The sequence below is a fragment of the Shewanella sp. 433 genome (assembly GCF_059338565.1).
This window is the reverse complement of the sequence record NZ_CM181703.1, coordinates 3,500,064-3,516,576: the sequence shown is the minus strand read 5'-3', so window position 1 is coordinate 3,516,576 and position 16,513 is coordinate 3,500,064. Positions and strand designations below refer to the sequence as shown.

Below are 16,513 nucleotides of genomic sequence, written 5' to 3'. Positions count from 1 at the left end.
GATTAGTATAAACGTACGCGACGCGCATTTTCACGAGAAAGCTTCTTAGCAAGACGCTTAACTGCAGCGGCTTTAGCACGCTTACGTGCAGTAGTTGGCTTCTCGTAAAATTCACGAGCACGAACGTCGGCTAAGATACCAGCTTTTTCACAAGAGCGCTTGAAACGACGTAAAGCTACGTCAAATGGTTCATTTTCACGTACTTTAATAATTGGCATACGCCATCACCCCTTAGGTGTAGGTTGTATTGAGTTAATTAATTAACTCAAGTTAATTTAAAAATGGTGCGGAATTCTATACCGACTACCAATAGTTTGTAAACCCCTTTGTAGCGATCCTATTTGCGATCTTTACTCGGTGTTTAGATAAAGTTTAGCATTTGGCGTTGGACTTGGTGAGTCCTCAGCCCTGATATAGCGTGATAATCAACCATTATAACGCCGTCGCGGCAAGGGGGGAAGAGGGAGGTCATTTATCGATTGGTATAATTGCCACAGAGCAGGTAAAATTGGTCGCCACTTCATTTAGGTAGACAGGAAACGATGCGAGTTATAGGTATAGAGACATCTTGTGATGAAACCGGTATTGCCGTTTATGACGACGAGAAAGGGCTTTTATCTCATACACTTTACAGTCAGGTTAAGTTACACGCCGATTATGGTGGGGTGGTCCCTGAGCTGGCCTCGCGCGATCATGTCCGTAAAATAGTGCCACTGATAAAACAAGCGTTAGCCGATGCTAACTGCACCCAAGATGATATCGATGGCATTGCTTATACTAAAGGTCCTGGTTTAGTGGGGGCATTGCTTGTTGGTGCCTGTGTTGGCCGCGCTTTGGCCTTTGCTTGGGGAAAACCCGCCGTGGGCGTACACCATATGGAAGGGCATTTACTCGCGCCTATGCTCGAAGATAATGTACCTGAATTCCCTTTCTTGGCCTTGTTGGTGTCAGGGGGGCATTCGATGATGGTCGCGGTTGAAGGCATCGGTCGTTATCAGGTGCTTGGCGAGTCGGTTGATGATGCTGCCGGTGAGGCGTTTGATAAAACCGCCAAGCTGATGGGCTTAGATTACCCCGGAGGCCCAAGACTGGCAAAATTGGCCGCTCAAGGGCAACCTAATTGTTATCGTTTTCCACGCCCTATGACAGATCGCCCAGGGCTTGATTTTAGTTTTTCTGGCCTTAAAACCTTTGCCGCCAATACGATTGCCGCCGAGCCCGATGATGAGCAGACTCGCGCGAATATTGCCCGCGCATTTGAAGAGGCGGTGGTTGATACCTTAGCCATCAAATGTAAGCGCGCGCTTAAGCAAACTGGGTATAACCGCTTAGTGATAGCCGGAGGCGTGAGTGCCAATAGCCGTTTAAGAGCGTCATTAGCGCAAATGATGCAAGATCTCGGCGGGCAGGTTTATTATCCACGTGGTGAGTTCTGTACCGATAATGGCGCGATGATCGCCTATGCGGGCATGCAGCGTTTAAAAGCCGGCCAGATAGAAGATTTAGCCGTTAAAGGTATGCCACGCTGGCCGTTAGATTCATTACCGCCAGTATAGTCGTGCCGTTAGCCTGTGAATAGCCCAGTACAAAGTAGCCCTTTTTACTGGGCTTTTTCTTTCTTTTTACGCGACACTTTCGACTCTTCTCCCTTTAACAGGCGAGCGATATTTTCTCGATGGCGGATCACTATTAACATGGACAACATGGCTACGGGGATGGTGAAGCGATCGTCGAAATACCACGTATAAACTGGTGCGAGTAAAGCGGTCATGATGGCCGCTAAAGATGAATAACGGCAGATAATGACTAAGATTATCCATGTCAGCATCAACGAGAGTGATAGGTCTGCACCTATGGGAGCCATAGCGCCAAAGGCGGTCGCAACGCCTTTACCACCTTTAAATTTAAAAAAGATAGGAAAGATATGCCCTAGGCAGGCGCTAATAGCGATAATACCTAAGGGAACGGCATCGACACCGAGGCGAAAAGCGATGTAGGTAGGGATGGCGCCTTTAAGCATGTCGAAGAGCAACACCGTGGCTGCGGCGCTCGCGCCACCGATACGCAAGACATTGGTCGCGCCAGGGTTACCAGAACCTTCGTTACGGGGGTCGGGTAAGCCTCGAAGACGACACACTAGCACTGCACTGGAGATTGAACCGGCCAAGTAGGCGATCAAAATCATCGCTAGAGTGAACAGCGTTAAGCTCAAATTGGTTTCCTTATCCTTCTTAAGGTATTATCGCGACCTAGCATTGAGGCCTCTCATTAACCTTATATTTTACGCACTGGTTGATAGAGCGGTTGTAATGAGCAGCGGGGCGATGTCATCCGTTCTCATGAACCCTGTTTCGATGCCATTACAGCAGCTTATCCTACTTGGGTTTTTAGCTGTAAGAAAGGGGTAAACACAGTTATCTGTACAATTTTGTCATTATATCAAGATTGGACTCATTAGCTTATTAGACCTCTTTTTACCAACACTTAACTTGCCTAGCGGGAGGCATTATGGACAAGGTGCTTATTTCACAATTGAAAGTGGAAACAGTGATTGGAATTTACGAGTGGGAAAAGCAGATCCATCAGCAACTGTTAATCGATCTGGAAATGGCCTGGGATAATGGCCCTGCCGCTGACAGCGACGATTACCAATATGCGTTGTGCTATGAAACGGTTTCTAATCGTTTAGTTGAGCTTATTACCGAAAAGCCTATTGAACTCATTGAAACGGTTGCCGAAATGTGCGCTAAGTGCGTGATGACTGAGTTTGATGTGCCTTGGGTGAAAGTGAAAGTGATGAAGCCCGGTGCTGTCCCTTTAGCATCCGCTGTGGGCGTCGAGATACAACGAGGTCATCTATAACACTATGGCGCGTATTTTTATTAGTATTGGCAGTAATATTGACGCCGAGCATTATTTTAATGTGGCCCTTAAGGCGTTAACCGAACACTTTTCAAACCTGTGCCTATCGTCGGTATTTGAAAGCGAAGCGGTGGGATTTAAGGGCAGTAATTTTCTCAATATGGTGGTGGCTGCCGACACGCCATTAACCATAGCGCAAGTGGTTGCGTTGTTTAAGCGCATAGAGCAAGATAACGGCCGCAGTTTAGGGGCCAAAAAGTACAGCCCACGCACCTTAGATCTTGACCTGTTATTGTATGACGACTGGGTGGGTCAAACCCCGGTAGAACTGCCTCGCGCAGAGATCACCACCAATGCTTTTGTACTGTGGCCATTAGCCGAGATCGCGCCGATCTTACGGCATCCCGTCGAGCAGCAAACCTACCAAATCTTGTGGGATAACTTTGATAAGTCGCAGCAAAAGCTGTGGCCGATTGAATTTCATTGGTGTTACTAACAATCCATCGCTAAAGGATAAATATGGATACGTTTCAGGTAATTGTATTGGCACTGATTCAGGGCCTTACGGAGTTTTTACCTATTTCTAGCTCGGCGCATTTAATTCTGCCCGCCCAGCTTTTAGACTGGCAAGATCAAGGGTTAACCTTCGATGTCGCCGTGAATACTGGATCATTATTGGCAGTGGTTATCTATTTTCGCCGTGAGCTATGGTCGATGTTTACCGCTTGGACGGGCAGCATTGTCAGCGGTCAGCAAGATGAGCAAAGTAAACTCGCATGGTGGATCATTTTAGCCACCATTCCAGCGGTTATTGTCGGTTTTACTGCCAAAGGGTTTATCGCCACGCATCTGCGCAATATTGAAGTCATTGCCTTTACCACCATAGTATTTGGCCTGCTACTTTGGTGGGCCGACCGCATGACGCGAGAAGGGTTTAGTGAGTTTCAGGTTGGGTGGAAGAAAGCCCTAGTGATAGGTATCGCCCAAGCGATGGCGTTGATCCCGGGGACGTCACGTTCTGGGGCCACCATCACCGCCGCCTTGATGCTCGGGCTGAGCCGCGAAGCGGCAGCGCGCTTTTCATTTTTAATGTCGGTGCCAGTGAGTTTAGGGGCCGCTATTTTAGTGGTTAAAGATCTCATTGAAAGTGGTGAGGCGCTAGACTATCAAGCCTTGGGCTTAGGTACCGTGCTCTCTTTTGTGGCGGCATACCTTTGTATTCATTATTTTCTTAAAATTATTAGCCGCATGGGTATGACACCCTTTGTTATTTATCGCCTAGCGTTAGGTGCAGTGTTGTGTGTGGTGATTTTCGCTTAACGTTTTTATTTACCATGAATTATTAAAGAGATCACATGATCAGCCATTATTTATGTCCCGTTTGCCAAGCTCAGATGTCGATTCATGAGGCTTCACAAGGGCTACATTGCCCTAACAAGCATCATTTAGATAAAAATGAGCAAGGGTATTGGGTTTTTAGCCAAGCTAAAAAGCCGCACATGGACTCTCGTCAGGTGATGCGCGCCAAGCGTTTCTTGCTTGAGTCTGGCGTGTTTACCCCACTGCTAGATGCGTTAAAACAGCAACTGACCCTCGCATTAACAGACTATGTGACAGATCAAGATGCTGCGGTTAACCATTTAGATTTTGATTGCGGTGATGGCTTTTACTTGCGAGCCCTGACCGATACCCTGCAAGGCGTGGCAACAAACTGCAATCAAACAGGGATAGGTGAGGCGGAAAACGCCTTATTTGCGGCGGTTAAAAGTCACCCTGAGGCAACCTACATCGTCAGTCAGTTAAAGCAGCTTCCCTTTGTGGATGAATGCTTTGATCTCGTCACGCTTATCGATAAGCCACTTAAAGGCAAAGAGTTGTTACGTGTGCTTAAGCCTAACGGTTTGTTTGTACAGGTGTCACCCGGCCCGCGTCATCTGTGGCAAATTAAGCAGTATCTCTATAAAGACTTAACCGAAAAACCTGCCGATCTTACCTTAGCGAAAGGGCTTGAGCTTATCCATCAGCAGCGAGTGAGTTTTACACTTAATGTTACCCCTGATGAGGCGGTGACCCTATTAGAGATGACGCCTTATGCTTGGCGAGCGGCCGATAAGGTCAAGCGGCAGATGTTAACTGGGGACTTTAGCCTGCTTGAAGTTGATTTTTACCTTACCCTAAGTCGTAAACAAGTGATTGAAAAGGTTAATTAGCCTTGGCTAACATTGAGCACTAGAAAATAGGCTTGGCTCAAGGTACCCTTTAACTTATTAAAGCTAGGCCATTAACACCCAGATTAGGAAGTAATATTGATGATGCGTAAAATGCTGTTGGTCATCTTGTGGTTATTGCCGTGCTATACACTTGCCAATGTCTATTCTTTACCAACCAATGGTGGACGCCTGATTGGTGAGTTACAGACGCATGTGGTTCAGCAGGGGGAATATTTTAAGACTATTGCCGATCATTATAATGTCGGTATTTTAGAGTTGATGGAAACCAACCCTGGCGTCGATCCTTTTTTGCCAACGCCAGGCACGGCATTGACCATACCGACACAGATGTTGTTACCAGATGTGCCGCGTCAAGGTATTGTGATTAATCTGCCTGAGCTGCGTCTCTATTATTTTCCTGATAATGGCCGTGAAGTCCATGTATTTCCTGTCGGTATTGGCCGTGTTGGGCGTGAAACACCAGAGATGGTGACTAAAATTAAGTCGCGTATTCCTAATCCAAGTTGGACACCGCCGGCCAGTATTCGCGCCGACCACTTACGCGAGCGTGGCGAAGTGTTACCGCGCGTGGTGCCAGCGGGGCCCGATAACCCCTTAGGCCAATATGCGATGCAACTCTCTTATGGCGATGGTAGTTATCTGATCCACGGTACCAATAAAGATTTTGGTATCGGTATGCGCGTCAGTGCCGGCTGTATAAGGCTTAACCCTGACGATATTGAGTGGTTATTTAATCAGTCAAAATATGGCGATAACGTACGAGTGATAAATCAAGCGGTGAAAATATCGGCTGAGCCAGATGGCAGGCATATTATTGAGGTGCATTCGCCGTTGTCTGAGTCGGAAGATGAGCCCAGCAATAAGGTGATCACCTTAAACAGTCAAGTGGTTAAGTTCATCAGTCAAGATAAGGTCGATAGGGCTAAAGCTAACGATGCCATACTGACTCAAAATGGCATTCCTGTGAGTATCTCTCGTGATGAGATAAGTTCGCCTGAGTTTAGCTCATCTGGGAATTAATATTCACCTTGTTTGCATCAAGCGCCCAATGGGCGCTTTTTTTATGCCCGACTTTTGTCAGAATGGTTTCAACAGGATAGCTAGCTGCCTATGTTAGGTTAATTTTTCTGCCACTATCTGATGTGTTAAATCAATAAATGCCGCTGCCGCTGCGCTTTGGTAGGCGCCTTTGCGTTGTATTAACACCGCAGTTCGTTGTAACAAAGAGGGCGCAAGGGCGATTGAAACCAGTTCGTCGCGATTACTGGCAATGTTGGACGGTAGCAGAGTGGTCAGCGCCGTGTGGCGCACGATCTCAATCACCGCACTGAGAGAGTTGACCTCCATGAGCACCCGCGGTTGCACCTGATGTTGACGGCAATAACGATCGATCTGTTCTCGTGTAGCAAATTCACTGCTGAGCAGGACCAGTGATTGTTTACTCAGTATAGGTAGGTCAATCGCGGCCACCTTAGCCAGCGGGTGATCTCGTCCCACGACTAATGCCAGCGTTTCCTCTAATAGTGTTTGCGAGACAAGATCGGCAGACTGTACATCATCAAAGGCGATACCTAAATCAAACTTGTCCTCAAGTAAGTGCTCTTCCATCCGCTCTTGCGACATCTCCTGCACACTCAGTGTGACATTAGGATAGCGCGCATGAAATGCCTGTATTAACGGCCCGATGAGATAGGTGGTGAAGGTGGGCGTAATGGCAATGCGCAGCGCGCCGCGACTCAGGTTTTGCACATCATGAATCGCTCGTCGCCCCTCTTCTAAGTCTTGCTGGGCGCGACGGGCATAGCGTGCATAAACCTCTCCAGCATCGGTTAGTTGTATGGTGCGACCGGTGCGATCGAACAGGATCGTTCCAAGGTTTTCCTCTAGTTGCTTGATTTGTTGTGACAGTGCCGGTTGCGACACATATAGAGCGTTTGCAGCCCGCGTAAAACTGCGGTGCTCAGCAACGGCGAGAAAATAGTTGATATGTCGTAATAGCATGGTTCACCCATAAGTTTTACTTATGGGGCTGATAATACATCGGTCTTTTACCTTATTACAAGGTGGGCGTAACATCCACTGCATCGATTAGAGAGAGACACCACTATGAAAGAGATCATTGAAGGTTTTTTAAAGTTCCAGAGTGACGCATTCCCCGAGCGCGCCGAGCTGTTCAAAAATCTGGCCACTAAGCAAAATCCACGTACGCTGTTTATCTCCTGCTCGGACAGCCGCTTAGTGCCTGAACTGGTTACCCAGCATGAACCCGGTGGACTGTTTGTTATTCGTAACGCTGGCAACATAGTGCCATCTTACGGTCCTGAGCCTGGTGGTGTATCAGCTTCAGTGGAATACGCAGTTACGGCATTGCGCGTCACCGATGTCGTCATTTGTGGCCACTCAGATTGTGGTGCGATGACCGCGATAGCCACATGCAAGTGCATGGACCATATGCCAGCAGTTGGCAGTTGGCTGCGCTATGCCGATTCGGCTCGTATCGTTAACGAAGCTCGTCCTCATGTCAGTGAACGAGACCGTATTGAAGCTATGGTGCGAGAAAACGTGATAGCTCAACTTGAAAATATTAAAACCCATCCATCAGTGCGCCTGGCCCTAGGAGAAGGTCGTTTGGCATTACATGGCTGGGTTTACGATATCGAGTCAGGCCGTATTGATGCGTTAAATGGTGCCACTAACACCTTTGTTTCACTTGCGGATCATACCGATGTCCGCGCCTATCCAACACAGCTACCAGTAGCTGTATAACCCTTACTTAACTCAAAAGAGGTATTAATTATGATCCAGTCTCAAATCAGCAATACAGCTCGTCAGGCGTTAACTGAAGTGATTATTGCAGCCAAAGCAGAAAAAAACTTGTCGTTCGAGCAAATTGCCGAGGGTACAGGCCTTAGTGATGTATTTGTTACTGCCGCCCTGTTAGGTCAGCAGCCATTACCAGCCGAAGCCGCCCAAAAGGTGGGTCAAACCCTTGGTCTTGATGATAGCGCGATTGCATTACTACAAACGATCCCTTTGCGTGGCAGCGTTGAAAACAACATGCCAACCGATCCAACAATCTATCGCTTTTATGAGATGATGCAGGTTTATGGCACCACACTAAAAGCCCTAGTACATGAACAGTTTGGTGATGGCATCATCAGCGCCATCAACTTCAAGATGGACATGAAGAAAGTAGAAGATGCTGAAGGTGGATCGCGCGCGGTGATCACCCTTGATGGTAAATTCCTGCCTTATAAGCCTTTCTAACCATTGGCCTTATAACGATAGTCGGTGCATTGCGCCGACTTTTTTCTTCAGACAGGCCAGTATTTACCTATGAACACTGATAATAACAAGGCGTCCAAGTCTTTTACGGGTCAATTTAGCTTGGCTTCCTTTTGGCCTATGCTCGTCATTGCCGCATTGGCAATCAATCTACGTCCGGCGCTCACCGCCATCGGTCCCTTGCTCGAAGAGATCCGTAGCAGTACCGCAATAGGATTATCAACGGCTTCACTGTTAACCGTATTGCCCATGCTATGCATGGGGCTATTTCCCTTGCTGCAACCCTGGCTAGGACGACGACTGAGTGAAAGTGTGTGGATAACGCTTGGGCTACTTGCCATCGCCTTTGGCTGTCTATGGCGTTTATGGCTGAGTGACGGCGCCGCGCTTATTAGTAGTGCGTTACTGACCGGAACAGGCATAGCCATAGTGCAGGCAATAGCGCCCGGTGTCGTTAAACGGTGGTATCCACAGCGTGTGCCTTTGGCCATGGGTATTTACTCAGCGTCTTTGATGGCTGGAGGTGGCTTCGCCGCCATATTCAGCCCTATGGTGGCGCACCATTATGGCAATTGGGGCGCAGGGTTAGGTCTGTGGTTCATCCCCGCCATCATCGCTATGCTGCTATGGTGGTCAAGGCCTCGCGAAGTATTAGCAGCTAAGGATGATGGCGTCTCAATCAACTTTTTCACACATCGGCGTGCTTGGTTGCTGGCCATCTACTTCGGGCTGGCTAATGGCGGTTACGCTTGTATGATCGCTTGGCTACCCAGTTATGCCCGTAGTTTAGGCTTGAGCGCGCAGAGTAGCGGCGAACTTATCGGCATCATGACGCTGTTTCAGGTGTTGGCCGCACTGACGGGGCCAGTGTTGTCAGTTGAGCGAGATCGACGCCCATGGTTGTTTTTTGGCATTGGCATTCAGTTAATCGGATTCAGTGGACTAATGCTGGTACCTCAGCCAATGTTGGTGGTTTGGGTCGCAATGATTGGCACCGGCCTTGGCATCGGTTTTGCGCTGACGCTGACGGTGGCACTCGAACATCTATCGACACCGAGGCTAGCGGGGGCGCTAACCGCATTTATGCAGGGCATGGGTTTTATCATCACCGCCATTATCCCCTATATTGCAGGAATACTCCGTCAATCGACAGGGAATTATCAGGCCTCTTGGCTGATGTTGATCGTCGCGCTTGTCGTGATGCTTATTATCACATCGAGGTTCTCTCCAACTGGCTACACCAAGGCGATGGCTCCCAATAAAGCCTAACCATGTAGTTTCTGTGAGCTTGAGGATTTCTGAGTCTTAGTGTGCGAGCATCTTGGTATTAATCTTGATTTGGCTGGACCCGACGCCAATTTGCGCTGTCCGCGTAATAGGCTGTGCATGATGGGATGATAAGAAACGCTTTTCTGCCTATGAGTGTGATATTAAACGTGAAAGCTGCTGAGCAGCGGATAATGCTTAATCACCACAATGGGCATCTATGGTGTCGTTAGTTATAGATTAAACACTAATAATTTGAATCACGAATAATTAAAGCTTAAAAAAATGGTTTGTTTATATCATCAAGTGAGATTGCTATATTTATTTAATGAATAGTATTTATTGTGGATATTAATAGCGCTATATCATTAATGACTCGTATCACAGTTAATGCAAGGCGTAGTTATTAATCTCTTGTGTGTTTCTGTTATTTGGTGGTATTAATATTCCAATAGCTAAATTAGCTATCTTAGTTAATATAATTAGAGTCGATAATCTAATCCCTCTTAATCGAAATTGTGTTAAAGCATTAATTTATGCTTTAAAGCCTTTGTGTGTTTAAAAATTAGCATGCATTTAAACGTAAATAAAATAACTCTACATAAATGATATAAAATAGGATGTAACTATATGAGTGGTAAAATTATTAAGGTTTCAAGAAATACCGGCAACGCACCCGAAAGCTCTGTATATACACAAACGGTGGCATTTTCTCATTACAATAATATTTCGGCTCAATTACCCGTAGACCCTAAAACGGGGCAAATAGTGACTGGTGGTGTAAAAGAGCAGACAAAGCAGTGCTTAAACAATATTAAAGCCATTGTCGAGAGTATCGATCATGTAATGGACGACGTTGTAAAAATTAATATTTTCCTTAAAAACATCGCCGATCTTGATGCTGTAAATGACGTTTATAGCGCATTCTTCCAAAGCTATCTTCCAACACGGACGACAGTTGCTGTTGCTGCTTTACCTATCCAGGGGGCTTTAGTTCAAATTGATGCGGTTATTTCCAATGGGGAGGGTACTGCTCCACAAGCACCTTGTGCACTGGTCAAGGTCGCCAGCAATACGCAGCAGGCACCCATTAGTTCGGTATCGACGCAAACAGTGGCGTTTTCGCATTACAACAATATTTCAGCTCAATTACCTATCGATCCTAAGACTGGGGCAATGGTCGAAGGTGGTGTACAGGAGCAGGCTGCGCAGTGCTTAACAAACCTCAAGGCCATTTTAACCAGTATTGATGTACCTTTTGACGATATTGTCAAAACAACGATATTCATTAAAAATGCCGCCGATATTGAAGCTGTCAACGAAGTGTATACCACTTTTTTCCCAGACTCTGCAATTGCTCGAACCGCAGCTTATGTACCCGCACGCTCTATCTTAGTTGCTGCAGCTTTGCCTATGGATGCTTTAGTGCAAATTGATGCGGTGGTATCACACGGAGATGGCACTCCGCCACAAGCGGTAGAAGACAGACATGGCATTGTCATAAGGGCAAGTAATACGCCAAACGCCCCCCTAAATGCGCTATATTCACAAACTGTAGCTTTCTCACATTATAATCATATAGCAGCTCAGTTACCTTTAGAACCACAAACAAATCAACTGGTTGATGGGGGCATAACAGGGCAGGCCGAACAATGCTTACGCAATATCAAAGCCATTGTTGAAAGTATCGACCATGTGATGGACGATGTCGTTAAAATCAATATTCAGCTGAAAAACATTGCCGATATTGAGGCGGTAAACCAAGTTTATACCCGCTTCTTTGACGGTGCTCTGCCAGCAAGAACAACTGTCGGGGTTAGTGCTATCCCTATGGATGCCTTAGTGCAAATTGACGCGGTTGTTGCTAATGCAGAAGGGACACCGCCACAAGCATAGCGTGGATGTTATTGCCGTTGAGCCTCTCTTCAATAGCGGTAAGTTAAGTTTGGCTTACATAACATATGACATTTATGGTCGAGGTGAGGATCTGGAAGTGATGCTAGATGCTAACTTTGTATTCGAATCTGTCGGAAGTTTTGTTGTATGTGCCGTAAGATTAGAGGAGCTGGGCGAGTAATGATTTTTATGACTAAAGACTTTGATTCGCTTTGGCAATGCGAGTCAGGATAACGCCAAAAAATTAAGGCTTGGTATGGTGTGTGTCACTAACAGTGGCACTTTTACTCACCTTTAACCAAGCCTTGTAAGTTCACTTATAAAAATAAGCTTAACTTTGAGACAAATTACTTCTTGTAAGAAGAAGCGATGTTGTCGATACGGCTGTTAGCACGCTTAGCTTCAGCTTGTGCGTCCATAGCTGCTGCTTTTGCATCTTTAACGTCTGCAGAAAGAGCGCCTTGCTCAGACTTAAGAGAGCTAACTTCAGCTGATAGTTGATCAACCTTGTTGCCTAGGTTCGCAACGCTTTCTTCTAGAGCAGTAGTGTTTGCACAACCACCAAGAAGGGCCGTCATTGCTACGCCAGCAAGCATAAGTACTTTTTTGTTCATTGGGAAATCCCTTTAGAGTGTGTTGGATTAAGTGGAGCAGTTGAAACACAACTGCAACTAGTTAATTATGTCATAGCTATATTATTTTGCTATGAATTTTCGTGTTTACCTTGCAATACAATATCTCATGAGCACCCAAAAGCAAGACCCTGTAGGTAATTTGTGTCAATTTAGGTCATTGATCACCATACCGTTAACCTTATGCTAGTGCTTTGTATCAGTTTGCAGCCTATTAGCTTTGTATTTTGCAATAATTTCAATGCGCTGACGTTGTAGTTCGCTTTTGATCTCGGCCCCAGTAAAGCCAGCATCGATAATGGGTTTTATGGCAATGTTTTGTGCCGCCTCAAAGCAGTCTTGTAAGTATTGCGACTGCGGGTAGTCGTGCTGTTCAAATCCGCTGCGGCCTTTCATGTCGGCTTCACAGGCCAACAACAGCTGAGATAGCCGCTGGGGCTTACGCCAGAGATCGGCTTTGTCGAATATTTTGATGATGGTCTGCGGCTTTAACTCAAAAGCCTGATGTACATTTTGATGCTGATCGCATACCAGTAAAGCCAGATCGCGATATTCATTAGGTACCCTAATGCGAGTACACAGCGCTCTGATTGGCGCCAGCCCTTTTTGTCCATGGCCGTGATGTTTAGGCAGTAGCTCAGGCGGTGTAAGGGCTTTACCTAAGTCATGCACTAGGGCTGCGAAGCGGATTGCACGCTCTGGTGATAACTTTGCGGCTTGTTCGAGTACCATCATGGTGTGCACACCAGTATCAACCTCTGGGTGCCACTCTATTGGCTGGGGGATGCCAAATAACGCGTCAATCTCGGGGAACAACACTGGCAGTGCAGCGCACTGGCGTAATACCTCAAAAAACACTTGCGGCGCCTCGGTTGCCAGTGCCTTATCTAATTCTAAAAATACCCGTTCTGGGGTTAAGGCATCGAGTTCGCCGCTGCGGCTTATCTGTTGCATTAATGCCATGGTTTCTGGCGCAACACTAAAACCTAAGTGGTGGAAACGTGCGGCGAAACGAGCCACCCGCAATACCCGCAGTGGATCTTCGACAAAGGCCGCCGATACGTGGCGCAGTAAACGCAGCTCAATATCGCGTTGGCCGCCATAGGGGTCAACCAGTGTACCTTGCTCATCTTGAGCGATCGCATTAATGGTTAAGTCGCGGCGCAGCAGATCCTCTTCAAGGGTGACATCGGGGGCGGCGTAACAACTAAAGCCACCGTAACCTGCAGCCGTTTTGCGTTCGGTGCGCGCTAAGGCATATTCTTGCTGAGTTTTAGGGTGCAGAAACACCGGGAAATCTTTACCCACTTGATTGTAGCCTTGAGCGAGCATCTGTTCAGGTGTTGCGCCAACTACCATGTAGTCACGATCTTTGATGGGCAGTTGCAATAATTGGTCGCGGACCGCGCCGCCAACGAGATAGATTTTCACCAGTTTAAGTCTCTTTGCTTACTTTGCCTCTAGCTTATCATGCTAAGGGGGCGTGATCGTACTGTTTGCAACGCGGCGGCGCGCAAATATTTTAGGCTAATTTTTGACAATGGATTGGCTAAAGCTTAGTTTGGAGCGTCAATTATTTTTTGGGACTACAGCCTGCATGTACAAAGCGTTTTATGGACTTAACGATAACCCATTTTCTATTGCACCCAACCCGCATTATCTGTTTCTAAGTGACCGTCATCGTGAGGCGTTGGCACATTTGACCTATGGCCTAGGTGAGACGGGGGGCTTTGTACTGCTAACGGGCGAAGTTGGCACAGGAAAAACCACGGTGTCGCGTACCTTGCTCAATCAGTTACCGGACAATACCGACACCGCCTTTATTCTGAACCCTTCGCTAACCGAGTTAGAGTTGTTAGCCACCTTGTGCGATGCATTGAATATCGAATATGGCCCCGCGCCGAGCCTGAAGCAGCTTACCGATAAAATAAGCCAGTTTTTATTGGCGAACCATGAACGCGGACGTAATACCGTGATGATCATTGATGAAGCGCAGCATCTGCGCGCCGAAGTCCTTGAGCAGCTGCGTCTGTTAACCAATCTCGAAACCGACACTAAAAAACTATTACAAGTGATTTTGATTGGTCAGCCAGAGCTACAACAATTGCTTAAACGCCAAGAGTTACGTCAATTGGCCCAGCGCATCACCGCCCGTTATCACTTATTGCCTTTGACTCAGCAAGAAATTGCTCTGTACGTGCAGCACAGATTGCAGGTAGCGGGGCGGCATGAGCCTTTGTTTCATCGCAGTGCGATCAAAGCCTTGCATCAATACAGTGGCGGTATTCCGCGGTTGATTAATCTGTTGTGTGAGCGCGCCTTGATGGCCGGTTACGCGCAATCTAAGGTGCCGATTGATGCCAACATGGTGCGCACTGCGGCAACGGAAGTGCTCGGCGAAGAGGTTAAGTCGCGATCGCTTTTTTGGCCTACGGCAGCGGCGGCCGCCGTGGTATTCACCTTTGCGGGGGCATTTTATCTGTTTAACCACACTGATGAGCGTGGCGTGCTTAATCTGGTCGCAGAGCCGAGTACTAATTCCAGTGCAGTACTAAGTTCAGGTGCGGGCGCTTCATCGAGCCAGATGCCTAATCAATTGGCGCAGCGCGAGCGCTCAGGCGATTGGGGGGCGACTCCTCAACTGTCAGATGACCTTGATAGCATGAGTGCGCCTAAGTCGGCGCAACTAAGCGCCAGTCAACAGATTTTACGTCAAGCCATTGAGCAGAGCCGCAGCATAGATAGCGCTTACGCCAGTATTTTAGGCTTGTGGGGCAAGTCACCCTATATCGGCTTAACGGCTTGTCAGTCGGCGCAGCAGCAAGGGCTCGATTGTTTTCAGCAGCAAGGTAACTGGTTTTCGCTACTACGGTTAAACTACCCAGCGGTGGTGTATCTGCAAGATGAAGATCAACAGCCATTTTATGGCACTGTGGTGTCGCGCCAAGGTGAGCAGCTGTTGTTGCAACTGGGCGAGCAGCAATTGTGGGTCGACAGAGCTTGGTTTACTCGCCATTTCAGTGGCACCTTCGAAATTTTATGGCAGGCGCCCAGTTACCAGCCTAAAGAGATAGGTCGCGGTGCGCCAATTGCGCAGGTGCAATGGCTTGAAAATGCGCTGGCACATATCCAGCAAAAATCTCCACGTTTGGTGAACCAATTTGACGATGAGTTAGAGCAGGCGCTGCGAGCGTTTCAACGTCAGCACGGTTTGCGGGCCGATGCCATTGCCGGCAGCCAAACCTTAGTGCAGCTTAATCTTTACTTGAGTGATCAAGGGCCGCGGCTGCAAGAAAGTGGGGGGCGCTACTGATGTCTATTTTACTCGATGCCGTGATGCGAGCTAAACAGCAAGAGCAGCCTCTAGATGCAATTATTACTCCGCGTGCCCAATATCAGGCGATGAACCGTACTCGTCACCTTGGATTAAAGTTGGCGCTGTTTGTCACTCTGCTGGTGCTCGCGGTATTGGCGGCATGGCTACTCAGTAGTGTCAGCCCGTTACGCCCAAACGCTTTGAAGGCGCCGTTATCTGAGCCCACAGTGACACGACAGCCTGATGCGCTAGCGTTAATGTCGCCGTCTAAGGTCAGTCACAGCCAGCAAGCTAATTCTAGCCCACAAGCTAATGTGGCCGACACCACGCAGCCGGCGAGCCCAAATGTGCAGCTGGCGGGAAAAGTTGCATTGCCTGTACCCATAGCACGGCCTATGGGCTATCAAGCGCAGGCAGTGCAGGTTAGTGAGCAAGCCAATTTGGCGCAGGGGTCGCGCACCATCGCCATGGCAACCCAAGTGACAGATAACGCCGCCCAAGAGCCCATTATTTTAGGCGCGAATAGTAATCAACGTGGCCAAGACTTACTTAATTCGCTGCAGGCGCAAGTCGATGAAGCCGCTAAAGATGTGGGCTTTAGCAACTCAACCCACGCGCGGGGGCACAATGCACCTGTGAGCCAAAGTGAGCCGCCAAGTGATAACCTGCTCGCCGCCTTTGAAGCGGCATTAAAAGCGGTGGAGATAGATAAGGCGGTGGCAACGCCTGTGACCGAACCTAAGCTTGATCCTATTCCTGAGCCTAGCGCCGATACGCTGCCTAAATATGGGCAGTTACCCGCTAGTGTGCAGCTACAGGTGCCTGAATTTACGATATTGGCTCATGTCTATGCCAGTAACCCCGATAAGCGCTGGCTTAATGTCGATGGCGCCGAGTTACAGCAAGGTGACATGATTGGCGACGCATTACGCATTATCGAGATAAGACCGCGTGATGTGGTACTTGAAGTGGCTGGCACCGAGTTTAAAGTGCCGGCCATTTAATATTTGTTAAGCATAATAAAA

17 protein-coding genes are annotated in these 16,513 nt (G+C 47.8%); 12 read left to right on the top strand and 5 right to left on the bottom strand.

The window, feature by feature from the left end; translation table 11 throughout:
• Positions 1–2: 2 nt before the first annotated feature.
• On the bottom strand, positions 3–218 hold the full coding sequence (rpsU, locus tag AC5YB1_RS15590; RefSeq protein WP_006080725.1) for a 30S ribosomal protein S21: 216 nt from the start codon (positions 216–218) through the stop codon (positions 3–5).
• 324 nt (positions 219–542) lie between these two features.
• On the opposite strand from rpsU, the gene tsaD reads away from it, so the two are divergent.
• A complete protein-coding gene (gene tsaD, locus AC5YB1_RS15585; protein WP_475516010.1) occupies positions 543–1,556 on the top strand; it encodes a tRNA (adenosine(37)-N6)-threonylcarbamoyltransferase complex transferase subunit TsaD in 1,014 nt (337 codons plus the stop codon).
• Positions 1,557–1,600: 44 nt separating this feature from the next.
• Here the strand turns inward: tsaD and plsY are convergent, their stop codons facing one another.
• Positions 1,601–2,212, bottom strand: a complete 612-nt coding sequence (plsY, locus tag AC5YB1_RS15580; protein ID WP_475516011.1) for a glycerol-3-phosphate 1-O-acyltransferase PlsY — start codon at positions 2,210–2,212, stop codon at positions 1,601–1,603.
• A 296-nt stretch (positions 2,213–2,508) separates the two neighbouring features.
• On the opposite strand from plsY, the gene folB reads away from it, so the two are divergent.
• From folB to AC5YB1_RS15555, 5 genes are all read left to right on the top strand, one after another.
• Positions 2,509–2,862, top strand: coding sequence for a dihydroneopterin aldolase (gene folB, locus AC5YB1_RS15575; protein WP_494519918.1), 354 nt, complete (start codon positions 2,509–2,511; stop codon positions 2,860–2,862).
• Between the two features lie 4 nt (positions 2,863–2,866).
• Positions 2,867–3,358 (top strand): 2-amino-4-hydroxy-6-hydroxymethyldihydropteridine diphosphokinase, encoded by a 492-nt coding sequence (gene folK / locus AC5YB1_RS15570; RefSeq protein ID WP_494519917.1) that lies wholly within the window; start codon positions 2,867–2,869, stop codon positions 3,356–3,358.
• Between the two features lie 23 nt (positions 3,359–3,381).
• Entirely contained in the window at positions 3,382–4,182 is an 801-nt protein-coding gene (locus AC5YB1_RS15565) for an undecaprenyl-diphosphate phosphatase (RefSeq protein ID WP_494519916.1), read from the top strand.
• Positions 4,183–4,217: 35 nt separating this feature from the next.
• Positions 4,218–5,072 (top strand): methyltransferase domain-containing protein, encoded by an 855-nt coding sequence (locus tag AC5YB1_RS15560; RefSeq protein WP_494519915.1) that lies wholly within the window; start codon positions 4,218–4,220, stop codon positions 5,070–5,072.
• A gap of 99 nt (positions 5,073–5,171) precedes the next feature.
• The gene (locus AC5YB1_RS15555; RefSeq protein ID WP_494519914.1) at positions 5,172–6,113 is read left to right on the top strand and encodes a L,D-transpeptidase family protein; all 942 of its coding nucleotides are present in this window, start codon (positions 5,172–5,174) and stop codon (positions 6,111–6,113) included.
• 93 nt (positions 6,114–6,206) lie between these two features.
• On the opposite strand, the gene cynR is transcribed toward AC5YB1_RS15555, so the two are convergent.
• Positions 6,207–7,094 (bottom strand): transcriptional regulator CynR, encoded by an 888-nt coding sequence (gene cynR / locus AC5YB1_RS15550; protein WP_494519913.1) that lies wholly within the window; start codon positions 7,092–7,094, stop codon positions 6,207–6,209.
• A gap of 105 nt (positions 7,095–7,199) precedes the next feature.
• Between cynR and AC5YB1_RS15545 the strand changes: the two genes are divergently transcribed.
• The 4 genes from AC5YB1_RS15545 (at position 7,200) to AC5YB1_RS15530 (ending at position 11,540) form a co-directional block, all read left to right on the top strand.
• Positions 7,200–7,859: a carbonic anhydrase gene (locus AC5YB1_RS15545; RefSeq protein WP_494519912.1), complete on the top strand. Its 660-nt coding sequence runs from the start codon at positions 7,200–7,202 to the stop codon at positions 7,857–7,859.
• Positions 7,860–7,889: 30 nt separating this feature from the next.
• Positions 7,890–8,360 carry a cyanase gene (gene cynS / locus AC5YB1_RS15540; RefSeq protein ID WP_494519911.1) on the top strand — a complete coding sequence of 157 codons (471 nt, stop codon included), beginning with the start codon at positions 7,890–7,892 and terminating at the stop codon, positions 8,358–8,360.
• A 69-nt stretch (positions 8,361–8,429) separates the two neighbouring features.
• Positions 8,430–9,647: a CynX/NimT family MFS transporter gene (locus AC5YB1_RS15535; protein WP_494519910.1), complete on the top strand. Its 1,218-nt coding sequence runs from the start codon at positions 8,430–8,432 to the stop codon at positions 9,645–9,647.
• A 627-nt stretch (positions 9,648–10,274) separates the two neighbouring features.
• Complete coding sequence (locus AC5YB1_RS15530; protein ID WP_494519909.1) at positions 10,275–11,540, top strand: RidA family protein; 1,266 nt, start codon at positions 10,275–10,277, stop codon at positions 11,538–11,540.
• Between the two features lie 347 nt (positions 11,541–11,887).
• Here the strand turns inward: AC5YB1_RS15530 and AC5YB1_RS15525 are convergent, their stop codons facing one another.
• Both AC5YB1_RS15525 and AC5YB1_RS15520 read right to left on the bottom strand, forming a co-directional pair.
• Positions 11,888–12,154: an Lpp/OprI family alanine-zipper lipoprotein gene (locus AC5YB1_RS15525; protein WP_110456066.1), complete on the bottom strand. Its 267-nt coding sequence runs from the start codon at positions 12,152–12,154 to the stop codon at positions 11,888–11,890.
• 204 nt (positions 12,155–12,358) lie between these two features.
• Positions 12,359–13,603 carry a multifunctional CCA addition/repair protein gene (locus AC5YB1_RS15520; protein ID WP_494519908.1) on the bottom strand — a complete coding sequence of 415 codons (1,245 nt, stop codon included), beginning with the start codon at positions 13,601–13,603 and terminating at the stop codon, positions 12,359–12,361.
• 166 nt (positions 13,604–13,769) lie between these two features.
• Between AC5YB1_RS15520 and AC5YB1_RS15515 the strand changes: the two genes are divergently transcribed.
• The gene (locus AC5YB1_RS15515; protein WP_494519907.1) at positions 13,770–15,485 is read left to right on the top strand and encodes an ExeA family protein; all 1,716 of its coding nucleotides are present in this window, start codon (positions 13,770–13,772) and stop codon (positions 15,483–15,485) included.
• Positions 15,485–16,492: a general secretion pathway protein GspB gene (locus tag AC5YB1_RS15510; protein ID WP_494519906.1), complete on the top strand. Its 1,008-nt coding sequence runs from the start codon at positions 15,485–15,487 to the stop codon at positions 16,490–16,492. Before AC5YB1_RS15515 ends, AC5YB1_RS15510 begins: the two co-directional genes overlap by 1 nt.
• The last annotated feature ends 21 nt before the right edge of the window (positions 16,493–16,513 follow it).

Bases quoted from the DNA above. Each gene is read 5' to 3' on its own strand.
- AC5YB1_RS15530 (WP_494519909.1), top strand. From the start codon at position 10,275: ATGAGTGGTAAAATTATTAAGGTTTCAAGAAATACCGGCAACGCACCC.
- AC5YB1_RS15560 (WP_494519915.1), top strand. From the start codon at position 4,218: ATGATCAGCCATTATTTATGTCCCGTTTGCCAAGCTCAGATGTCGATT.
- AC5YB1_RS15565 (WP_494519916.1), top strand. From the start codon at position 3,382: ATGGATACGTTTCAGGTAATTGTATTGGCACTGATTCAGGGCCTTACG.
- tsaD (WP_475516010.1), top strand. From the start codon at position 543: ATGCGAGTTATAGGTATAGAGACATCTTGTGATGAAACCGGTATTGCC.
- AC5YB1_RS15555 (WP_494519914.1), top strand. From the start codon at position 5,172: ATGATGCGTAAAATGCTGTTGGTCATCTTGTGGTTATTGCCGTGCTAT.
- AC5YB1_RS15545 (WP_494519912.1), top strand. From the start codon at position 7,200: ATGAAAGAGATCATTGAAGGTTTTTTAAAGTTCCAGAGTGACGCATTC.
- folB (WP_494519918.1), top strand. From the start codon at position 2,509: ATGGACAAGGTGCTTATTTCACAATTGAAAGTGGAAACAGTGATTGGA.
- cynR (WP_494519913.1), bottom strand. From the start codon at position 7,094: ATGCTATTACGACATATCAACTATTTTCTCGCCGTTGCTGAGCACCGC.
- rpsU (WP_006080725.1), bottom strand. From the start codon at position 218: ATGCCAATTATTAAAGTACGTGAAAATGAACCATTTGACGTAGCTTTA.
- folK (WP_494519917.1), top strand. From the start codon at position 2,867: ATGGCGCGTATTTTTATTAGTATTGGCAGTAATATTGACGCCGAGCAT.
- cynS (WP_494519911.1), top strand. From the start codon at position 7,890: ATGATCCAGTCTCAAATCAGCAATACAGCTCGTCAGGCGTTAACTGAA.
- AC5YB1_RS15525 (WP_110456066.1), bottom strand. From the start codon at position 12,154: ATGAACAAAAAAGTACTTATGCTTGCTGGCGTAGCAATGACGGCCCTT.
- AC5YB1_RS15510 (WP_494519906.1), top strand. From the start codon at position 15,485: ATGTCTATTTTACTCGATGCCGTGATGCGAGCTAAACAGCAAGAGCAG.
- AC5YB1_RS15535 (WP_494519910.1), top strand. From the start codon at position 8,430: ATGAACACTGATAATAACAAGGCGTCCAAGTCTTTTACGGGTCAATTT.
- AC5YB1_RS15515 (WP_494519907.1), top strand. From the start codon at position 13,770: ATGTACAAAGCGTTTTATGGACTTAACGATAACCCATTTTCTATTGCA.